At 65.5% G+C, this 14,668-nt stretch carries 16 protein-coding genes; 8 read left to right on the plus strand and 8 right to left on the minus strand.

Annotation, left to right across the window (positions count from 1 at the left end):
- Positions 1 to 135: 135 nt before the first annotated feature.
- Positions 136 to 879 (plus strand): MBL fold metallo-hydrolase, encoded by a 744-nt coding sequence (locus LSI54_RS09000; protein ID WP_241478187.1) that lies wholly within the window; start codon positions 136 to 138, stop codon positions 877 to 879.
- A 33-nt stretch (positions 880 to 912) separates the two neighbouring features.
- Here LSI54_RS09000 and LSI54_RS09005 read toward each other — a convergent pair whose 3' ends face one another.
- Complete coding sequence (locus LSI54_RS09005; protein WP_241478188.1) at positions 913 to 1,398, minus strand: TetR/AcrR family transcriptional regulator; 486 nt, start codon at positions 1,396 to 1,398, stop codon at positions 913 to 915.
- 165 nt (positions 1,399 to 1,563) lie between these two features.
- Here LSI54_RS09005 and LSI54_RS09010 point away from each other — a divergent pair, with 165 nt between their 5' ends.
- Both LSI54_RS09010 and LSI54_RS09015 read left to right on the plus strand, forming a co-directional pair.
- Positions 1,564 to 3,123, plus strand: a complete 1,560-nt coding sequence (locus LSI54_RS09010) for an APC family permease (RefSeq protein WP_241476164.1) — start codon at positions 1,564 to 1,566, stop codon at positions 3,121 to 3,123.
- Positions 3,123 to 4,355, plus strand: coding sequence for a saccharopine dehydrogenase family protein (locus LSI54_RS09015; RefSeq protein WP_241478189.1), 1,233 nt, complete (start codon positions 3,123 to 3,125; stop codon positions 4,353 to 4,355). The genes LSI54_RS09010 and LSI54_RS09015 overlap by 1 nt, the downstream gene beginning before the upstream one ends.
- Before the next feature lie 37 nt (positions 4,356 to 4,392).
- Here LSI54_RS09015 and LSI54_RS09020 read toward each other — a convergent pair whose 3' ends face one another.
- The gene (locus LSI54_RS09020; protein WP_241464674.1) at positions 4,393 to 4,950 is read right to left on the minus strand and encodes a flavin reductase family protein; all 558 of its coding nucleotides are present in this window, start codon (positions 4,948 to 4,950) and stop codon (positions 4,393 to 4,395) included.
- A gap of 107 nt (positions 4,951 to 5,057) precedes the next feature.
- Between LSI54_RS09020 and LSI54_RS09025 the strand changes: the two genes are divergently transcribed.
- Positions 5,058 to 6,581 carry an acetyl-CoA hydrolase/transferase family protein gene (locus tag LSI54_RS09025; RefSeq protein WP_241478190.1) on the plus strand — a complete coding sequence of 508 codons (1,524 nt, stop codon included), beginning with the start codon at positions 5,058 to 5,060 and terminating at the stop codon, positions 6,579 to 6,581.
- On the plus strand, positions 6,578 to 7,972 hold the full coding sequence (locus tag LSI54_RS09030; RefSeq protein WP_241478191.1) for an ASCH domain-containing protein: 1,395 nt from the start codon (positions 6,578 to 6,580) through the stop codon (positions 7,970 to 7,972). Before LSI54_RS09025 ends, LSI54_RS09030 begins: the two co-directional genes overlap by 4 nt.
- On the opposite strand, the gene LSI54_RS09035 is transcribed toward LSI54_RS09030, so the two are convergent.
- The 4 genes from LSI54_RS09035 to LSI54_RS09050 all read right to left on the minus strand — a co-directional run bounded on the left by LSI54_RS09035 (position 7,965) and on the right by LSI54_RS09050 (position 10,453).
- Positions 7,965 to 8,339 carry a hypothetical protein gene (locus LSI54_RS09035; RefSeq protein ID WP_241464672.1) on the minus strand — a complete coding sequence of 125 codons (375 nt, stop codon included), beginning with the start codon at positions 8,337 to 8,339 and terminating at the stop codon, positions 7,965 to 7,967. The genes LSI54_RS09030 and LSI54_RS09035 overlap by 8 nt on opposite strands.
- 5 nt (positions 8,340 to 8,344) lie before the next feature.
- Positions 8,345 to 8,992 (minus strand): hypothetical protein, encoded by a 648-nt coding sequence (locus tag LSI54_RS09040; RefSeq protein ID WP_241469457.1) that lies wholly within the window; start codon positions 8,990 to 8,992, stop codon positions 8,345 to 8,347.
- 148 nt (positions 8,993 to 9,140) lie between these two features.
- Complete coding sequence (locus LSI54_RS09045; RefSeq protein ID WP_241478192.1) at positions 9,141 to 10,025, minus strand: EamA family transporter; 885 nt, start codon at positions 10,023 to 10,025, stop codon at positions 9,141 to 9,143.
- Positions 10,022 to 10,453, minus strand: coding sequence for an RDD family protein (locus LSI54_RS09050; RefSeq protein WP_241464669.1), 432 nt, complete (start codon positions 10,451 to 10,453; stop codon positions 10,022 to 10,024). The genes LSI54_RS09045 and LSI54_RS09050 overlap by 4 nt, the downstream gene beginning before the upstream one ends.
- Positions 10,454 to 10,691: 238 nt before the next feature.
- Here LSI54_RS09050 and glnA point away from each other — a divergent pair, with 238 nt between their 5' ends.
- Positions 10,692 to 12,116 carry a type I glutamate--ammonia ligase gene (glnA, locus tag LSI54_RS09055; RefSeq protein WP_241464668.1) on the plus strand — a complete coding sequence of 475 codons (1,425 nt, stop codon included), beginning with the start codon at positions 10,692 to 10,694 and terminating at the stop codon, positions 12,114 to 12,116.
- On the opposite strand, the gene LSI54_RS09060 is transcribed toward glnA, so the two are convergent.
- Both LSI54_RS09060 and LSI54_RS09065 read right to left on the minus strand, forming a co-directional pair.
- Positions 12,113 to 13,204, minus strand: coding sequence for a site-specific integrase (locus LSI54_RS09060; RefSeq protein WP_241478193.1), 1,092 nt, complete (start codon positions 13,202 to 13,204; stop codon positions 12,113 to 12,115). The genes glnA and LSI54_RS09060 overlap by 4 nt on opposite strands.
- On the minus strand, positions 13,204 to 14,007 hold the full coding sequence (locus LSI54_RS09065; protein ID WP_241478194.1) for a helix-turn-helix domain-containing protein: 804 nt from the start codon (positions 14,005 to 14,007) through the stop codon (positions 13,204 to 13,206). The genes LSI54_RS09060 and LSI54_RS09065 overlap by 1 nt, the downstream gene beginning before the upstream one ends.
- Positions 14,008 to 14,120: 113 nt before the next feature.
- Between LSI54_RS09065 and LSI54_RS09070 the strand changes: the two genes are divergently transcribed.
- Together LSI54_RS09070 and LSI54_RS09075 are read left to right on the plus strand one after the other, a co-directional pair.
- Entirely contained in the window at positions 14,121 to 14,336 is a 216-nt protein-coding gene (locus LSI54_RS09070; protein ID WP_241478195.1) for a helix-turn-helix domain-containing protein, read from the plus strand.
- The gene (locus tag LSI54_RS09075; protein WP_241478196.1) at positions 14,333 to 14,614 is read left to right on the plus strand and encodes a hypothetical protein; all 282 of its coding nucleotides are present in this window, start codon (positions 14,333 to 14,335) and stop codon (positions 14,612 to 14,614) included. Before LSI54_RS09070 ends, LSI54_RS09075 begins: the two co-directional genes overlap by 4 nt.
- Positions 14,615 to 14,668: the final 54 nt, after the last annotated feature.

The raw sequence follows: 14,668 nt of genomic DNA on the forward strand, positions 1-14,668 counted from the left end.
CTCCGGGGGCTCGAGATCGGCGGGGGCCGGGTGTCGCCGCCAGAGAGGTGGCGCAGCTGACCCGCGTCACGCTTGACCAACCCCCGTGTGGACACCCAGGATTGTCGGAACCCCCACGGATCGGAACTCCAGCTCATGATCGAATATGGCGTCGCCCCTGGCATCCACCTCGTGTCGCAGGCGAATGTGAACTGCTACGTCGTGGAGGCGAAGGACGGCATCACCCTGATCGATGCCGGGCTGCCCCGGATGTGGCACGAGGTCATGGAGGTGCTCAAGACGCGCCAGCGGCTCCCCTATGAGATCAAGGCGTTGGTGCTGACCCACGGTCACTTCGATCACCTGGGGTTCGCGCTGCGAGCCCAGCAGAGCCTGGGGATCCCGGTCATCGTTCATCACGACGACGCGTGGCTGGCGGCCAACCCCTACCGCTACGCGACCGAACGAAACCGGCTGCTCTACCCGCTGGGCCACCCCCGATCGTTGCCGCTGCTGGGCCGGATGGCGGCCTCCGGCGCACTGACCGTCAAAGGGGTCCACGGAGTCCAGCTGATGACGGCAGGGTCCGTGCTCGAGGTGCCGGGCTTTCCGGTCCCGGTGCACACCCCGGGTCACACCGACGGACACTGCATCCTGCATTTCCCGGACCGCCGGGCGGTCTTCACCGGAGACGCGCTGGTGACCCTGGACCCCTACACCGGTCAGACCGGTCCGCAGATCGTCGCGGGGGCGGCCACCAAGGACACGGCGCAGGCGATCAGCTCTCTGGACGCGATCGCACTCACCGAAGCCGACCACCTGCTGCCCGGCCACGGAGCGGTGTGGTCCGACGGCGCGGAGGCTGCAGTGGAGGCCGCCCGCGAGGTCGGTCGGCACTGAATCGGGCCGCCACAGAGAGCGTGTTCAATCGTCTCAGTATTCGATCGTCCCGATCAGGCCGACGATCCGGTCGATCGTGGCCGGATCGGTTTCCGAAGGCATGGCGCCGGTGCCGGTGAGCGAGGCGTTGAAGTAGATCCCGTCCCCCAGCAGCATCACCAGGTGGACCATGTCTTCGTTTCCCACGGCGTCCATCAACACGTCGAACCATTGGGTGCGGCATCTGGCGAGGAGTTCGTTGGCCTCCGGATGCGACCCCTGGGCCAAGCGGGTGACCGCCATGTTGCAGCGTTCCAGTGGACTTTCGACGTCGAGTGAGCTCTTGACGTAGTAATCGGCAGCCTGTGCAGGTTCCGCACGCATCACCGCCAGATCGGCCTCCACCAGGCTCTGCAGCCGATCGAACAGCGCAGCCGCCAGCTCGTCCTTGGACTTGAAGTGGTAGGTCAGCCCACCCTTGGAGACGCCCGCGCGCTGGGCGATGGCTTCAAGGGTGGCGCTGCGTTCGCCGTCGGACACCAGGATGTCCTGATACGCGTCAATCAGCCGCTGAACGGTGCTCGGAGCATGACCCATGAGAGCGAGTGTAGGGCCTACCCGAAAAACCGACTAGTCGGTATAGTGACGTGCGTTACATCGCTTCGGGTCGCCGACGCCGACCCGGCCGGACATCGGAGGAGCACCATGAGCCATGCCACTCTCGGGAAGAATCCCCGCGGCTCGCGGTCGGGCCAGGGGAAGGGCCTCTCCACCGGCACACTCGGCGTCTGGGGATCGGTGGTCATCGGGCTCGCGTCTACGGCCCCGGTCTATTCGCTGGCGGCCTCCCTCGGATTTGTGGTCCTCGCGGTCGGAGCACAGGCGCCCATCGCGTTCATCCTGGCGTTCATTCCCATGCTGTTCATCGCCTTCGCCTACCGAGAGCTCAACCGCGAAATCCCCGACTGCGGCACGTCCTTCACCTGGGCCACGAAGGCATTCGGCCCGTGGGTGGGCTGGATGGCCGGCTGGGGTGTGGCCGTCGCGGGCATCATCGTGCTCGCCAACCTGGCGCAGATCGCCGGGATCTACCTCTGGCTGCTGATCGGTGACGGGTCCCTCGCCGAGAACTCCCTGCTGGTGACCGCCACCGGGGTCTTCTTCATCGCCTCCATGACATACGTCAGTTACCGCGGGGTCGAAATCGGCGCGAAGCTCCAGAACGTCCTCCTGGGAATCCAGTACCTCGCGCTGGGCCTGTTTGTGGTGTTCTCGCTGATCGGGATCGCCAATGGATCCGCCGAGAACGCCACCACGCCGTCGTTGGACTGGTTCAACCCGTTCGCCTTCGAGAGCATCGAGGGCTTCACCGAGGCGGTGCTGCTGGCCCTGTTCATCTACTGGGGCTGGGACGCCTGCCTGGCCCTGAACGAGGAGACCCGCGATGCCCGTCGCATTCCCGGCCTGGCCGCCCTGATCTCCACGGTGCTGCTCCTCATCACCTATGTGGGGGTGACCGTCGCAGCGATGATGTACGCCGGGGTGGGCGAGGAAGGGGTCGGCCTCGGGAACGAGGGCAACGCTGAGGACGTGTTCTTCGCGCTGAAGGATGTCGTCCTCGGCCCTGCCGCCTGGCTGCTGGTGGTGGCGGTGCTCGTCTCTGCTGTCTCCTCGACACAGACCACCATCCTGCCCACCGCCCGGGGCACCCTGTCCATGGCCGTCTACCAGGCGCTCCCGCGCCGGTTCAGCACGGTGCACCAGCGGTTCAAGACCCCCTCCTTCTCCACGCTGGTCATGGGAGTGGCAGGGATCGGGTTCTACGTGGTGATGACGCTGATCAGCGAGAACATTCTGGCTGATTCGATTCTGTCGCTCGGATTGGCGATCGCCTTCTACTACGCCATCACCGGGTACGCCTGCGTCTGGTACTTCCGCCGGGAGCTGTTCACCTCCCGCCACAGCTTCATCTTCCGCTTCCTGCTCCCCCTGCTGGGCGCACTGCTGCTGACCGCGGCGTTCATCAAGTCAGCGATCGACATGGCCGACGTCGACTACGGGTACAGCGTGCTCCTCGGCGTCGGCGGCACCTTCGTCGTCGGCATCGGTTCCCTGGCCCTGGGCCTTGTGCTGATGCTGCTCTGGCGGACCCGATCCGGGTCGCTGCCGTTCTTCCGCGGGGAGAGCCTGAACGCCGACACCGCCGTGCTGGTGCCCGACTCCCCCACTGACGACCGACGCTCAATCGATGGAGGCTTGACCTGATGCGCATTCTCATTGTCGGAGCCGGCGGCGTGGGATCCGCCGCCGTCCGGATCGCGGTCCGCCGCACGTTCTTCGACCTGCTGGTGGTCGCGGACTACGACCCCGCCCGGCCCCAGGCCCTGGTGGGATCCCTCGACGACGACCGCTTGGTGGCCACGCAGGTGGACGCCTCATCGGCGGAGGCGGTGGCCGCCGTCGTCCGCGAATACGGGATCACCCATGTGCTCAACGCTGTGGATCCGCGGTTCGTGATGCCGATCTTCGATGGCTGCTTCGCCGCGGGGTCGACCTACCTCGACATGGCGATGAGCCTGTCGGTCAAGCACCCGGAGGAGCCGTACTCGAAGACCGGGGTGATGCTGGGAGATGAACAGTTTGCCCTGGCCCAGCAGTGGGAGGACGCCGGACGGCTCGCTCTGGTGGGAATGGGCGTGGAGCCGGGATTGTCGGACGTCTTTGCCCGCTACGCCGAGGATGAGCTGTTCAGCTCGATAGATGAGCTGGGCGTGCGTGACGGCGCCAACCTCGTTGTGGCAGGAGCCGATGGCGAGCCGGCGTTCGCGCCTTCCTTCTCGATCTGGACCACGATCGAGGAGTGTCTGAACCCTCCGGTGATCTTTGAACGTGAAACCGGCTGGTACACCACCGAGCCGTTCAGTGAAATGCAGGTCTTCCACTTCCCCGAAGGGATCGGGGAGGTGGAGTGTGTCAACGTGGAGCACGAGGAGGTCATCCTCATGCCTCGCTGGACCAAGGCCCGGAGGGTGACTTTCAAGTACGGGCTCGGCGACGAGTTCATCGACGTGCTCAAGACCTTGCACAAGCTTGGACTCGACTCCACCGATCCGCTGATGGTGAAGGGAGTGCCGGTGTCGCCGCGCGACGTCGTCGCAGCGGCACTGCCCGATCCCGCCACCCTGGGCGACCGGATGACGGGAAAGACCTGCGCAGGCCTGTATGTGACGGGGGTCGGCAAAGACGGTGACCCCCGGGCCGTGTACCTGTATCACGTGGTGGACAACGAATGGTCGATGGCCGAGTTCGGCTCGCAGGCGGTGGTGTGGCAGACGGCGGTGAATCCGGTGATCGCTCTGGAGCTGCTCGCGAAGGGAACCTGGCAGGGCACCGGCGTCCTGGGTCCGGAGGCCTTCGACTCCCGGCCGTTTCTGGAGCTGCTCGCCGCAGACGCGCCGGTCGGCTACGGGTCACCGTGGGGACTTGAGGAGCGCTAGGCCGACCCACCCTGTCGCTGCGACTCATGGAGCGGCTCTAGTTCGTGAAGTACTTCCACTTCGTCATCTCGTCGCTCAGGTCGTGCAGCTCGCCATTGGTGGAGAAGGTCCCGTTGCCGCGGTGGTGGAACTCCGGGGTGGGTGCAGCGTCGGGTCTGATCCATGCCGCGGTGGTGCGCAGCAGCCACAGCGAGTAGTCCTCCACCAGCGAGTCGTCCTCGACCTTGCACTCGATGTTGGCCACACACTCGCCGATCAGCGGCGCCGCGACGCTGACTCCGGGCACTCGGGTCAGTCCGAAGTGCTCCCACTTGTCGAGGTCGTCGCCGGAGCAGTTGCCCAGCTGCACCGTGGTGCGCATCAGCTCGGCGCCGGGAATGCCGATCACGCATTGCCGGGTGGACTGCAGCGTCGCGAAGCTGGCGTCCCAGGTGCCCACGATCACTGCCAGGATCCCGTCGTGGCGGACCGGCATGTTGAACGCGTTGGTCATGATGTTGTCCCGGACACCGTCGGAGGTGGAGATCAACACCGTGGGTCCCGGCTCGATCAGCCGGTAGGTGTCTCGGACCGGATAGGGCACGAATCCATTCATAGTGCGTCCTCCCACTTGAGATGCAGGGATGAACCTGCGTCGTGTCACCCAGCCTAGCGCCAGGCCCCGAATCCCGGCAGGGCCAGCGGTCGCCTAGGCTGGGGTGAATGAACGCTGTTCCAAGTCGAATCACCTGCCCCACGCTGGCCGCCAAGGTCACCTCCGCCGTTGAGGCCGCCACCCACATCAATGACGGCGACCGGGTCGGGATGAGCGGGTTCACCGGCGCCGGATACCCCAAAGCAGTCCCAGCAGCGCTGGCGGAGCGGGCCAAGGACGCCCACGACCGTGGCGAGGAGTTCGGCATCGACCTCTGGACCGGTGCCTCCACCGCGCCTGAGCTCGACGGCGTGCTCGCCGACGCCCGCGCCGTCCGCCGTCGGCTGCCCTTCCAGTCAGATCCCACCATGCGTGAGGCCATCAACACCGGCGAGACCGAGTACGTCGACACCCACCTGAGCCACTCCGCCCAGCAGGCCTGGTTCGGCTTCTACGGCAAGCTCAACGTCGCCGTCATCGAGGTCGCCGCGATCCTGCCCAACGGACTTCTGGTCCCGGGCAGCTCGGTGGGCAACAACAAGACCTGGCTGCAGCTGGCGGACAAGGTCATCCTGGAGGTCAATGACTGGCATCCGCGAGCCTACGAGGGCTTCCACGACATCTATTACGGGACCAAGCTGCCCCCGGAGCGCCGCCCGCTCCAGCTGACCGACCCGATGCAGCGCATCGGGGATCCCTACCTGCGCGTGGACCCGGAGAAGGTGGTCGCGGTGGTCAAGACCGACGCGCCGGACCGGAACCTGCCCTTCAAGCCCGCCGATGAGCAGTCCAAGGCCATGGCCGCGCACGTGGTGGACTTCCTGCGCTACGAGATCAGGCAGGGGCGGCTGCCGGAGAACCTGCTGCCGCTGCAGTCAGGGATCGGCAACGTCGCGAACGCGATGATGGCCGAGCTCGCGCACAGCGAGTTCGAGGATCTGCTGGCCTACACCGAGGTCATCCAGGACGGCATGCTGGACCTGATCGACACAGGGAAGCTGACCGCGGTCTCCGCGACCTCCTTCTCGCTCTCCGCCGAGCGCGCCGCGCAGTTCAACGCCCGCGCTGCGGAGTACAAGGGCCGGATCCTGCTGCGCACCCAGGAGGTCTCCAACCACCCGGAGGCCATCCGACGGCTCGGCGTGATCTCGATCAACGGCATGGTCGAGGCGGACATCTACGGCAACGTGAACTCCACCCACGTCATGGGCAGCTCCATCATCAACGGCATCGGCGGCTCCGGCGACTTCGCGCGCAACGCCTACCTGAACTTCTTCGTCTCCGGCTCGACGGCCAAGGAGGGCGCGATCTCCGCGATCGTGCCGTTCGCCAGCCACATCGACCACACCGAACATGACACCCAGATCCTGGTCACCGAACAGGGACTGGCGGACCTGCGTGGCCTCTCCCCCGCGGCCCGCGCCCGCACCATCATCCGCAACTGCGCCCACCCGGACTTCCAGGACCTGCTCCAGGACTACTTCGACCGCGCAGTGGCCCAGAACGTCCGCGGACGGCACACCCCGCACCTGTTGGGCGAGGCGCTGAGCTGGCACGGGAACTACCAGCGCACCGGAAGCATGAAGCCGTGACACCTCAACAGACCCTGACTCCGCAACAGATCAACTCCCTGCCTGCGATGGACCTCGCCTCCGGGGAGCTGCGCGCGCGCCTCACCGGCGCCGTCATCACCGGGGTCAAGACGATGACCACCAGCCTGCACCGCTCCTACGTCGCCGACGCCGATCCGCTGCCGGCGCCCGGGCTCCAGCGGCTGCTGGGCGTCGAGGATGAGAGCCTCGGCGTCGTCGAGGTGGTTCAGGTGTCCCTGGTGCCGCTGGGTGAGATCACCCAGATGGTCGCCCGCGGAGAAGGTGAGGGCTACGCCTCCGTGGCGGCCTGGCGTGAAGCACATGAAGATTTCTGGCGCAGCACCGGCGAAAGCGGCGACGGCGGGTCGCAGAAGCCGGGCCTGGGCGAGGATGAGCTCATCGTCGTCGAGCGGTTCCGCTGGCTTCCCGAACACAGCCTGGTCCCCACGCCGCGGCCGCGCCGGGTCGGGATCGTGGTCACCGACGACTACCCGCTGGCCCCTGACCGGGACACCGATCCGCTGATCGCTGCGCTGCAGCGGCTGGGCATCTTCGCGGAGCCGGTCATCTGGCACCGCTGGGAACCGGCCCCGGAGTACGACCTGCTGGTCATCCGCACCCCCTGGGACTACCCTGCCCGCGCGCAGGCGTTCCTGGGGTGGTTGGAGCGGGCGCAGGCGCAGGTCCGCGTGCTCAACAGCCCCGAGCTGATCCGCTGGAACCTCGACAAGGTCTACCTGCGCGAGCTCGAAGCCCAGGGGCTCGCCAGCGTCCCCACCAGTTGGGCCGACGACGACGACGCGCTTCGCCGCGGGCTGGCCGAGCACGGCGATGGCTGGGTGGTCATCAAACCCACCATCTCCGCCGGCTCCTTCGACACCGAGCTGCTGCGCGCGGACTCCGCGGGGGCGGTCACCCTGGGGGAGCGGATCCTCGCCCGCGGCCTCACCGTGATGATCCAGCCCGAGGTTCCCGAGCTCAGTGAGGGCCGGGAGAAGGCGCTCTATTTCATCGATGGCCACCATACGCACACGATCTCCAAGGGCGCGCTGCTGGCCCGTGGCGGGGGTCTGCGCGGCGGCACCTATCTGGAGGACCCGCAGCTGGTGCAGGCCTCGGCCGACGAGGTCAGCTTCGGAGAGCGGGCGCTGGCCGCCGCGGCCCGGGCGACTGCGACAAAGACCACCGAGCCCGAGCTGCCGCTCTACGGCCGGATCGATCTGGTCCGATCCGCCGAGCATGGGACGGTGCTGCTCGAGGCGGAGCTGTTCGAACCGGCGCTGAACCTTCACCGCGCGCCCTGGGCCGCCGATGAGCTGGCTCGCGCCATCGATCACCGGCTGGCGGTCGGCGCGGAGTCGCCGAGTGGAAGGGGCCGAGCGATCAGCTGATCGCTCGGATCACGGCCAGACCGATCAGGCCCAGCGCTCCGGACCAGATATAGCTGGCCAGGGTGCCGATGATGAACCGCTCGGTGGCCTTTGCGCGCTGGTCAGCCTGCCAGGAGCGCAGCTCTGGGTAGCGGCCCAGGCCCTTGACGGCGAGCACCACCGCGATGGCTTCGGGGTAGCCGCCGAAGACCGCGCCGGTGATCGCGAGTCGTTCCAGGATCCCGATCCAGGTGCCCCCGCGCAGGATGCCCGGACCATAGCCCTCAGGTTCCACCCGGCGCAGCAGCCAGCCCACCAGCACCGCGCCCAGGAATGCCGAGAGGGCGAGGGCGAGCAGCACCACCGCGGTGATCGCGAGCCATGTCATGGGTGTCAGTCCTCCTGGTCCTGGGGCGGGGCGACCTTCCAGCTGCCTTCCCCGGCGGCGGCGGAGATCAGGGCCGCCGCCACGGGACGGCTGCGCCGCTCCTCCTCAAGCATCGCAGAGCGCGCGCGCTGGCTGACCGCTGACACGGTGATGCCCAGCTCTGCGGCGATCTGGGCCCGGGTCAGTCCCTGCTCCGTGAGGTCGCTGACCTCCCAGCCGGTGTCCGCGCGGCGTCGCACCACCCCGCCGAGCAGCTGCAGCACCGCAGTGGCGGCCACGGCTGCCTCCGGGTGATCACCCTGGACCACCAGCGGGACGGGTTCGGTGCGGCTGCGGGCACGCTCCACGGCGTAGCGGGCCTGGATGAAGGCGCTCCCGGAGCTGGCCCGGGCGCTGGCGCCGAGCGGATGCTCCACGGCTCCGGCCCCGATGCCCACGGCCCACTGTTCGGTGCGACACAGGGTCAGCGCGAGATCCACCGCGGCCTCCGCGCCGCCCAGCAGGATCTGGACCTCATCGCCCACGGTGCGTTCCAGCGGCAGCACGATCTGAGCCTCCCACCGGGCGTTCCAGGGCGCGAGCTCAGCGAGGAGCTCGTCCACCCGCTCCCCCATCTCGGTGCTGCGATGCTGATCAGCGGTGACGACGAACATAGATGCAGGCTACAGCCTTCAAAAGCTACTTTCAAGGCTAAAACCTGGAAACAGATTGCATTGAGGGGCGGATTCTCCGATCACCTGGACCCGAAGACGCCCTCACCACCCGGAGGCTCCGCCCCGCAACGCGAAGGTGCGCCGCTTCTCAACGAGAGGGGAGGCGCCGGGATGGGCCGCTGAGCGTGAGTGCGTTGCTCAGCACCACCAGCACGATGCCGGCCCAGGCCACCAGCGGAAGGTGCTGCGCGAGGAAGCCTGCCCCGATCAGCGCCGCAAAGAGCGGGTGCAGAGACATGCCGAGGCCGAACACCACCGGGCTGATGTGGCGCAGCACGATCAGGTCCAGCGAGTAGGGCACCGCGGAGGCCAGCACCCCGGCGACGGCGGCGAACAGGAAGGCCTCCAGCGGCGGCTGCATGTGCCACACGATCACGGCAGCGATCGGCAGCAGCCCCAGCGCCGAGATCGCGGTGCCGACGGCGACCCCCTGGACGCCCTCCAGGCGCTGACCCACGACCCTGTTGGTCAGGATATAACCGGCCCAACAACCTGCCGCGAGCACGGCGAAGCCCAGTCCGAGCAGGTCGCTGGTGGGTCCGGGTCGGGTCAGCAGGACCACCCCGGTCAGCGCCATCAGCGCGCAGAGCCCGTCGCGGGGGCGCCGCGAGGAGAGCACGGCGACAGCGAGCGGACCGAGGAACTCGATGGTCACCGCCGTGCCCAGGCCCACCCGCTCCAGGGCTGCGTAGAGCGCGGTGTTCATCCCGGCGAAGAAGAAGGCCAGCAGCAGCACCGGCGACCACTGGCTGCGGGTGAAGCGCCAGAACTTCGGGCGGGCGATCGAGAGCAGAACGGTGGCGGCGACCAGCTGACGGGCCGCGACCACACCGACCGGGGTGAGGCTGCTGAAGGCCAGCGATCCGACGGCGGCGCCGGACTGGGTGCTCAGCGCGCTGGCACAGATGACTGCCAGGCCGCGGCCGGGGTGATCGGCGAGTCGGCTCACCCGCGCGGGTCGGGGGGCACTCACATGCGCAGCTGGACGGTGCCTGCCGCCCGATCGTGGGCTCCGCGACCGTCGGCGCCGATGAGGATCACCGGCAGGAGCAGGAGCAGCAGGAGCGTGCGGACCGTGGACCAGATCGGTCCCGGGACGTTCTGGCCGCGGACCACCTGGATCCGCATCAGCCGCTTGCCGATCGTGACACCGAGCAGGCCGATCAGGATGATGTGGCTGGCCACGAAGATCCCAAAGGTCACCAGCTCGTCGCCGCCGAAGAAGGCCATCGAGATCAGGGTGGCGATCCCCCAGTCGATGAACAGGGCCAGGATGCGTCGGCTCCAGGGCGCCATGCTGCCGGGACCAGACTCCGGCAGGCCCAGGTGTTCACCGGCCCACCGAGGCTCTCCGGAGTCCGCGGCGGAGCCGCTGGGGGATGCGCCGTCGCTCTTCGCCACAGATCTCCTTCTGCCTCGGATATGAGAGAGTGATGTAGAACATGTGGCCGTGCGAGCACGGCCCCGGTCAGTCTATTCCTTCCACCGGGGACGCCTTGTCACAGGCCCATGAGCAACTTAAGTTACATGACGGAAACATTTGCGTGATGGCCGGGAAATGCCCGGCCCATAGCGTGGGACCGAGCGTTCACCCCAGTTACGCACGCAAGCCCAGACACCTGACGAGGAGCACGGACGTATGTTCAAAAGCCCTGACGAAGTTCTGAAGTACATCGAGAAAGAGGATGTCGTATTCGTCGACGTCCGCTTCACCGACCTTCCCGGCCTTCAGCACCACTTCAACCTCCCGGCAAAGACCGTTGACCTCGACTTCTTCGAGAACGGACAGCTCTTCGACGGCTCCTCCATCCGCGGGTTCCAGGGCATCGCCGAGTCTGACATGCAGCTCATCCCCGATGTGACCACCGCGTACATCGATGAGTACCGCGTGGAGAAGACCCTCGTGATGACGTTCTCGATCGTCAACCCGCGCACCGGCGAGCCCTACGCCCGTGACCCCCGCGGCGTCGCCCAGAAGGCCGAGGAGTACCTCGAGGCCTCAGGCATCGCTGACACGGCCTTCTTCGCCGCCGAGGCCGAATTCTTCCTCTTCGACGATGTGAAGTGGCAGTCCAGCCCGGACACCTCCTTCTACTCCCTCGATTCCGATGAGGCTTCCTGGCAGTCCTCCGAGGAGATCCCGGGCGGCAACCTCGGTCACAAGATGGCCACCAAGGGCGGCTACTTCCCGGTCAGCCCCCAGGACAAGAGCGCCGATCTGCGCGATGCGATCTGCGTGGCCCTGGACGCCGTCGGCCTGGAGGTCGAGCGCTCCCACCACGAGGTCGGTGGCCCCGGTCAGCAGGAGATCAACTACAAGTTCAACACGTTGACCCACGCCGCAGATGACCTGATGAAGTTCAAGTACATCGTGAAGAACACCGCGGATCAGTTCGGCAAGTCGGCTACCTTCATGCCCAAGCCGATCTTCGGTGAGAACGGCTCCGGCATGCACTGCCACCAGTCGCTGTGGACCGACGGCACCCCGCTGTTCTTCGACGAGAAGGGCTACGCGAACCTCTCCGACACCGCCCGCTGGTACATCGGTGGTCTGCTCAAGCACGCCTCGGCCGTGCTGGCCTTCACCAACCCGACGGTGAACTCCTATAAGCGCCTGGTCAAGGGCTATGAGGCCCCGGTCAACATGGTCTACTCGCAGGGCAACCGCTCCGCCGCGATCCGCATCCCGATCACCGGGGCGAACCCGAAGGCCAAGCGGCTTGAGTTCCGCGCACCGGATCCCTCCTCCAACCCCTACCTGGCCTTCGCGGCGCAGCTGATGGCTGGCCTGGACGGAATCCGCAACCGGATCGAGCCCGCAGATCCGATCGACAAGGACCTCTACGAGCTGCCCGCCGAAGAGGCCGCCAGCATCCAGAAGGCTCCCGGCTCGCTGGAAGAGGCCCTGCTGGCACTCGAGGCTGACCACGAGTTCCTGCTCGAGGGCGGCGTCTTCACCGAGGACCTGGTCAAGGCCTGGGTCGAATACAAGCGCGAAGAAGAGATCGCACCGCTGAACCTGCGGCTGAACCCGTACGAGTTCGAGCTCTACTACTCGGTCTAGCTAGATGACGCGGAACTAGCCGCGTCTGGCCCCTCAGAGGCCCCATTTGCCGCGAAGAGCTTGCTCACCGCCGCACGTGGGGCCTCTGCCGTGTCCGGCCAAAAGTGCCCGTAAGTGTTCAATGTGGTCGACGCCTTGGCATGGCGCATACAGTGCTGCACCGCGACGACATCGAGCCCCGCAGCGATCAGCGCGGAGGCGTAGAAGTGCCGCAGATCGTGGAACCTGAACCCGTCGTAGAACTTCAGCCGCTCAGCTTTCTGGCTGACGTGCACCTGCAACCGTGTCGGCGTGATCCGCTTACCGTAGGCGGACTGAACGAAAGTATCCGTGAAGCCGGTGTCTACGTAGCGCGAAAGCTCCAGCGCCAATTCATCCGCAATGGGGATAGTCCACCGTGACGACTCTGTCTTCAGCACTCCCCCACCGTGTTGGATCTGCGGCGTAATCTCGCCCCGCATGAAATCGACGTCCTCGGTTCGCAGCGCAACCGCTTCGGCGTTCCGCAGCCCCGCAAACGCACCCAGAAGGATCGCAGGCCGCAGCCCTTCAGGCATGGCACTATGCAGCTCCCACACCTGCTCAGTCGTCGGCAACTGAAACTGTCTCGACGGCAGCTTCGGGGCCGTCTTACGGCCCACTGGCGACTTCTGCAAAAGGCCCTCATCTACAGCGGCTTCCATGATCTGCTTCAAACGGGAGTGCCTGGCATAGACCGTGGACGGTGCAAGCCCCTCGACCTGCATCGAGCCCACCCAGGCTCGCACCAGCGAGACCGTGATCGAGCGCAGTGGCTTATCCCCGAACGCCTCCTGGAGCCGCTTCAGGTCCGACTCGGCTTGCCTAAAAGTTGAAGCTCGGTGCATACGTTGACCTTGCAGCCACAGCTCCGCCCAATGAGAGAACGTCATCTTGGACTTGCGAAGATCAACATCCACTCCGGCATTCAGCTCAGTCTCTACCTGAGACTTAAACGCCTTAGCCTTGCGCTTCTCATCTGGCCCGAATGTCTTGGAGCGCTGCTTGCCGTTGAGGTCCCACCATCGAACCTGAACGTTGCCGTTGTCGCGAGTCCTGAGATATGCCATCAGGAGGGCCGCTTCGCCAAAATATTCGACAAGGTGTCGTCCCCTACGTGGAACGGATTAAGCTCCCGGGGGACATCTTCGAGGCACTTGTTCCCCTTGTCCATCAGAACGTCAAGAAACTGTTTCAGTTCCCCGTAGACCAGATCATCGTCCCCGAGGTACCAGGCGACCTCCTGCATCAGATCATTGGATGACGTCTCTGGCGGCCGAGACGGCAACTCTTCGGCGCATAATTCATAGTTCACGAGACCAATCCAATTCATTATTTCCTGAGTGGAGTTCACCAACCGGACTGCCACCGCCCAGCACCATAGAGTCACATCATTAGGCGCTGCGTCCTCCTGCTTGACTGCTTCCATGACCGGCTCTCGCACCTCATAGAGCAGGGCGGAGACGTGGTGACACCAGTCCGCGAATTGCTCGGTTAGTGACTCTCCCATGAGGTAGCTATCCCGCTGGATTCGGTCTGCATAGAGAGAGACGCTTAATTCAGGCGTGGAGGACTTCGCAGGTTGGAGCAGCGTCTGTAACTCCACGCCGAGTACCTGCGCGATTACAAACGCCTCATTTAGGCGAACGGGTCTCCCGTCCTTGCCGCCCTTCTCAATCCGCTGAACCGTTTGCTGGTGGAACGGAAGGCCAGCAGCCTTCAGCGACTTAGCAAGTCCTGTCTGGCTTATGTCAGACATCTCCCGGATACGCGCCATGTTCACGCGGAAGTTGTACTCCCACGGACGGTTGATCACCTCCATCGCTTCCTCGGGGTCCATATCTTCGGGCAATTCAGGTATTTCGCTTCGCATACAAGGCACTCTACAACATGTTGTTGCGGGCTGGGCATCACCACGCTGAACTATGCTAAGCTAATGATGTGCTGGTACCCCACCATCACCACGTAGCAGAACAGGAAGCGCACATGGCACCTATCACCATCGGCGGCGAACGACTGGTTTCCGTCAAAGAGTTCGGAGAGTGGACCGGAAAATCTGAAGGCTCCGTGCACTGGATGATCCACACCAAAAAGGCTCCACCTTCGGCCCTCATTGGGGGAAGGCGCATGTTTAAGGAATCCGACTGCGCCCGGTGGCTGGAGCACCAGTTCGAGGCCGAGGAGCAGAAGGTCAGCGCATGATCCCAGCAGTAGAAACCAAGTCGCCGTCCGGCGCAGGTCGAGAGACCGGGAACAGGAGAGAAGCTATGCCCAATTTTGTGGCAGTGAAGAAGTGGATTAGAGAAGCAGCAGCGGAGACCGGGGCGCAGGTCAGCGAACGTCACGCCAAGGCTCTCGCAGGGTCCTACATGACAACGGTGGAGGCCGATAGCGCTTTGCGGTTCTCCTCTACAACCTATGTGGACCCGACTGCCGAGGCAGCCGTTAAGGCGTGGTTCCGAAGGAAGGTCACACCTTGAGTAGACCGAGTAACCACCCGCAAACAGAAAACGACCCGGTGCCTGTCGCCAAAC

Source organism: Nesterenkonia sp. AY15 (assembly GCF_022565855.1).
In the GTDB taxonomy this organism is placed as follows: Bacteria; Actinomycetota; Actinomycetes; order Actinomycetales; family Micrococcaceae; genus Nesterenkonia.

Bases quoted from the DNA above. Each gene is read 5' to 3' on its own strand.
- LSI54_RS09000 (WP_241478187.1), top strand. From the start codon at position 136: ATGATCGAATATGGCGTCGCCCCTGGCATCCACCTCGTGTCGCAGGCG.
- LSI54_RS09010 (WP_241476164.1), top strand. From the start codon at position 1,564: ATGAGCCATGCCACTCTCGGGAAGAATCCCCGCGGCTCGCGGTCGGGC.
- LSI54_RS09015 (WP_241478189.1), top strand. From the start codon at position 3,123: ATGCGCATTCTCATTGTCGGAGCCGGCGGCGTGGGATCCGCCGCCGTC.
- LSI54_RS09020 (WP_241464674.1), bottom strand. From the start codon at position 4,950: ATGAATGGATTCGTGCCCTATCCGGTCCGAGACACCTACCGGCTGATC.
- LSI54_RS09025 (WP_241478190.1), top strand. From the start codon at position 5,058: ATGAACGCTGTTCCAAGTCGAATCACCTGCCCCACGCTGGCCGCCAAG.
- LSI54_RS09035 (WP_241464672.1), bottom strand. From the start codon at position 8,339: ATGACATGGCTCGCGATCACCGCGGTGGTGCTGCTCGCCCTCGCCCTC.
- LSI54_RS09040 (WP_241469457.1), bottom strand. From the start codon at position 8,992: ATGTTCGTCGTCACCGCTGATCAGCATCGCAGCACCGAGATGGGGGAG.
- glnA (WP_241464668.1), top strand. From the start codon at position 10,692: ATGTTCAAAAGCCCTGACGAAGTTCTGAAGTACATCGAGAAAGAGGAT.
- LSI54_RS09060 (WP_241478193.1), bottom strand. From the start codon at position 13,204: ATGGCATATCTCAGGACTCGCGACAACGGCAACGTTCAGGTTCGATGG.
- LSI54_RS09065 (WP_241478194.1), bottom strand. From the start codon at position 14,007: ATGCGAAGCGAAATACCTGAATTGCCCGAAGATATGGACCCCGAGGAA.
- LSI54_RS09070 (WP_241478195.1), top strand. From the start codon at position 14,121: ATGGCACCTATCACCATCGGCGGCGAACGACTGGTTTCCGTCAAAGAG.
- LSI54_RS09075 (WP_241478196.1), top strand. From the start codon at position 14,333: ATGATCCCAGCAGTAGAAACCAAGTCGCCGTCCGGCGCAGGTCGAGAG.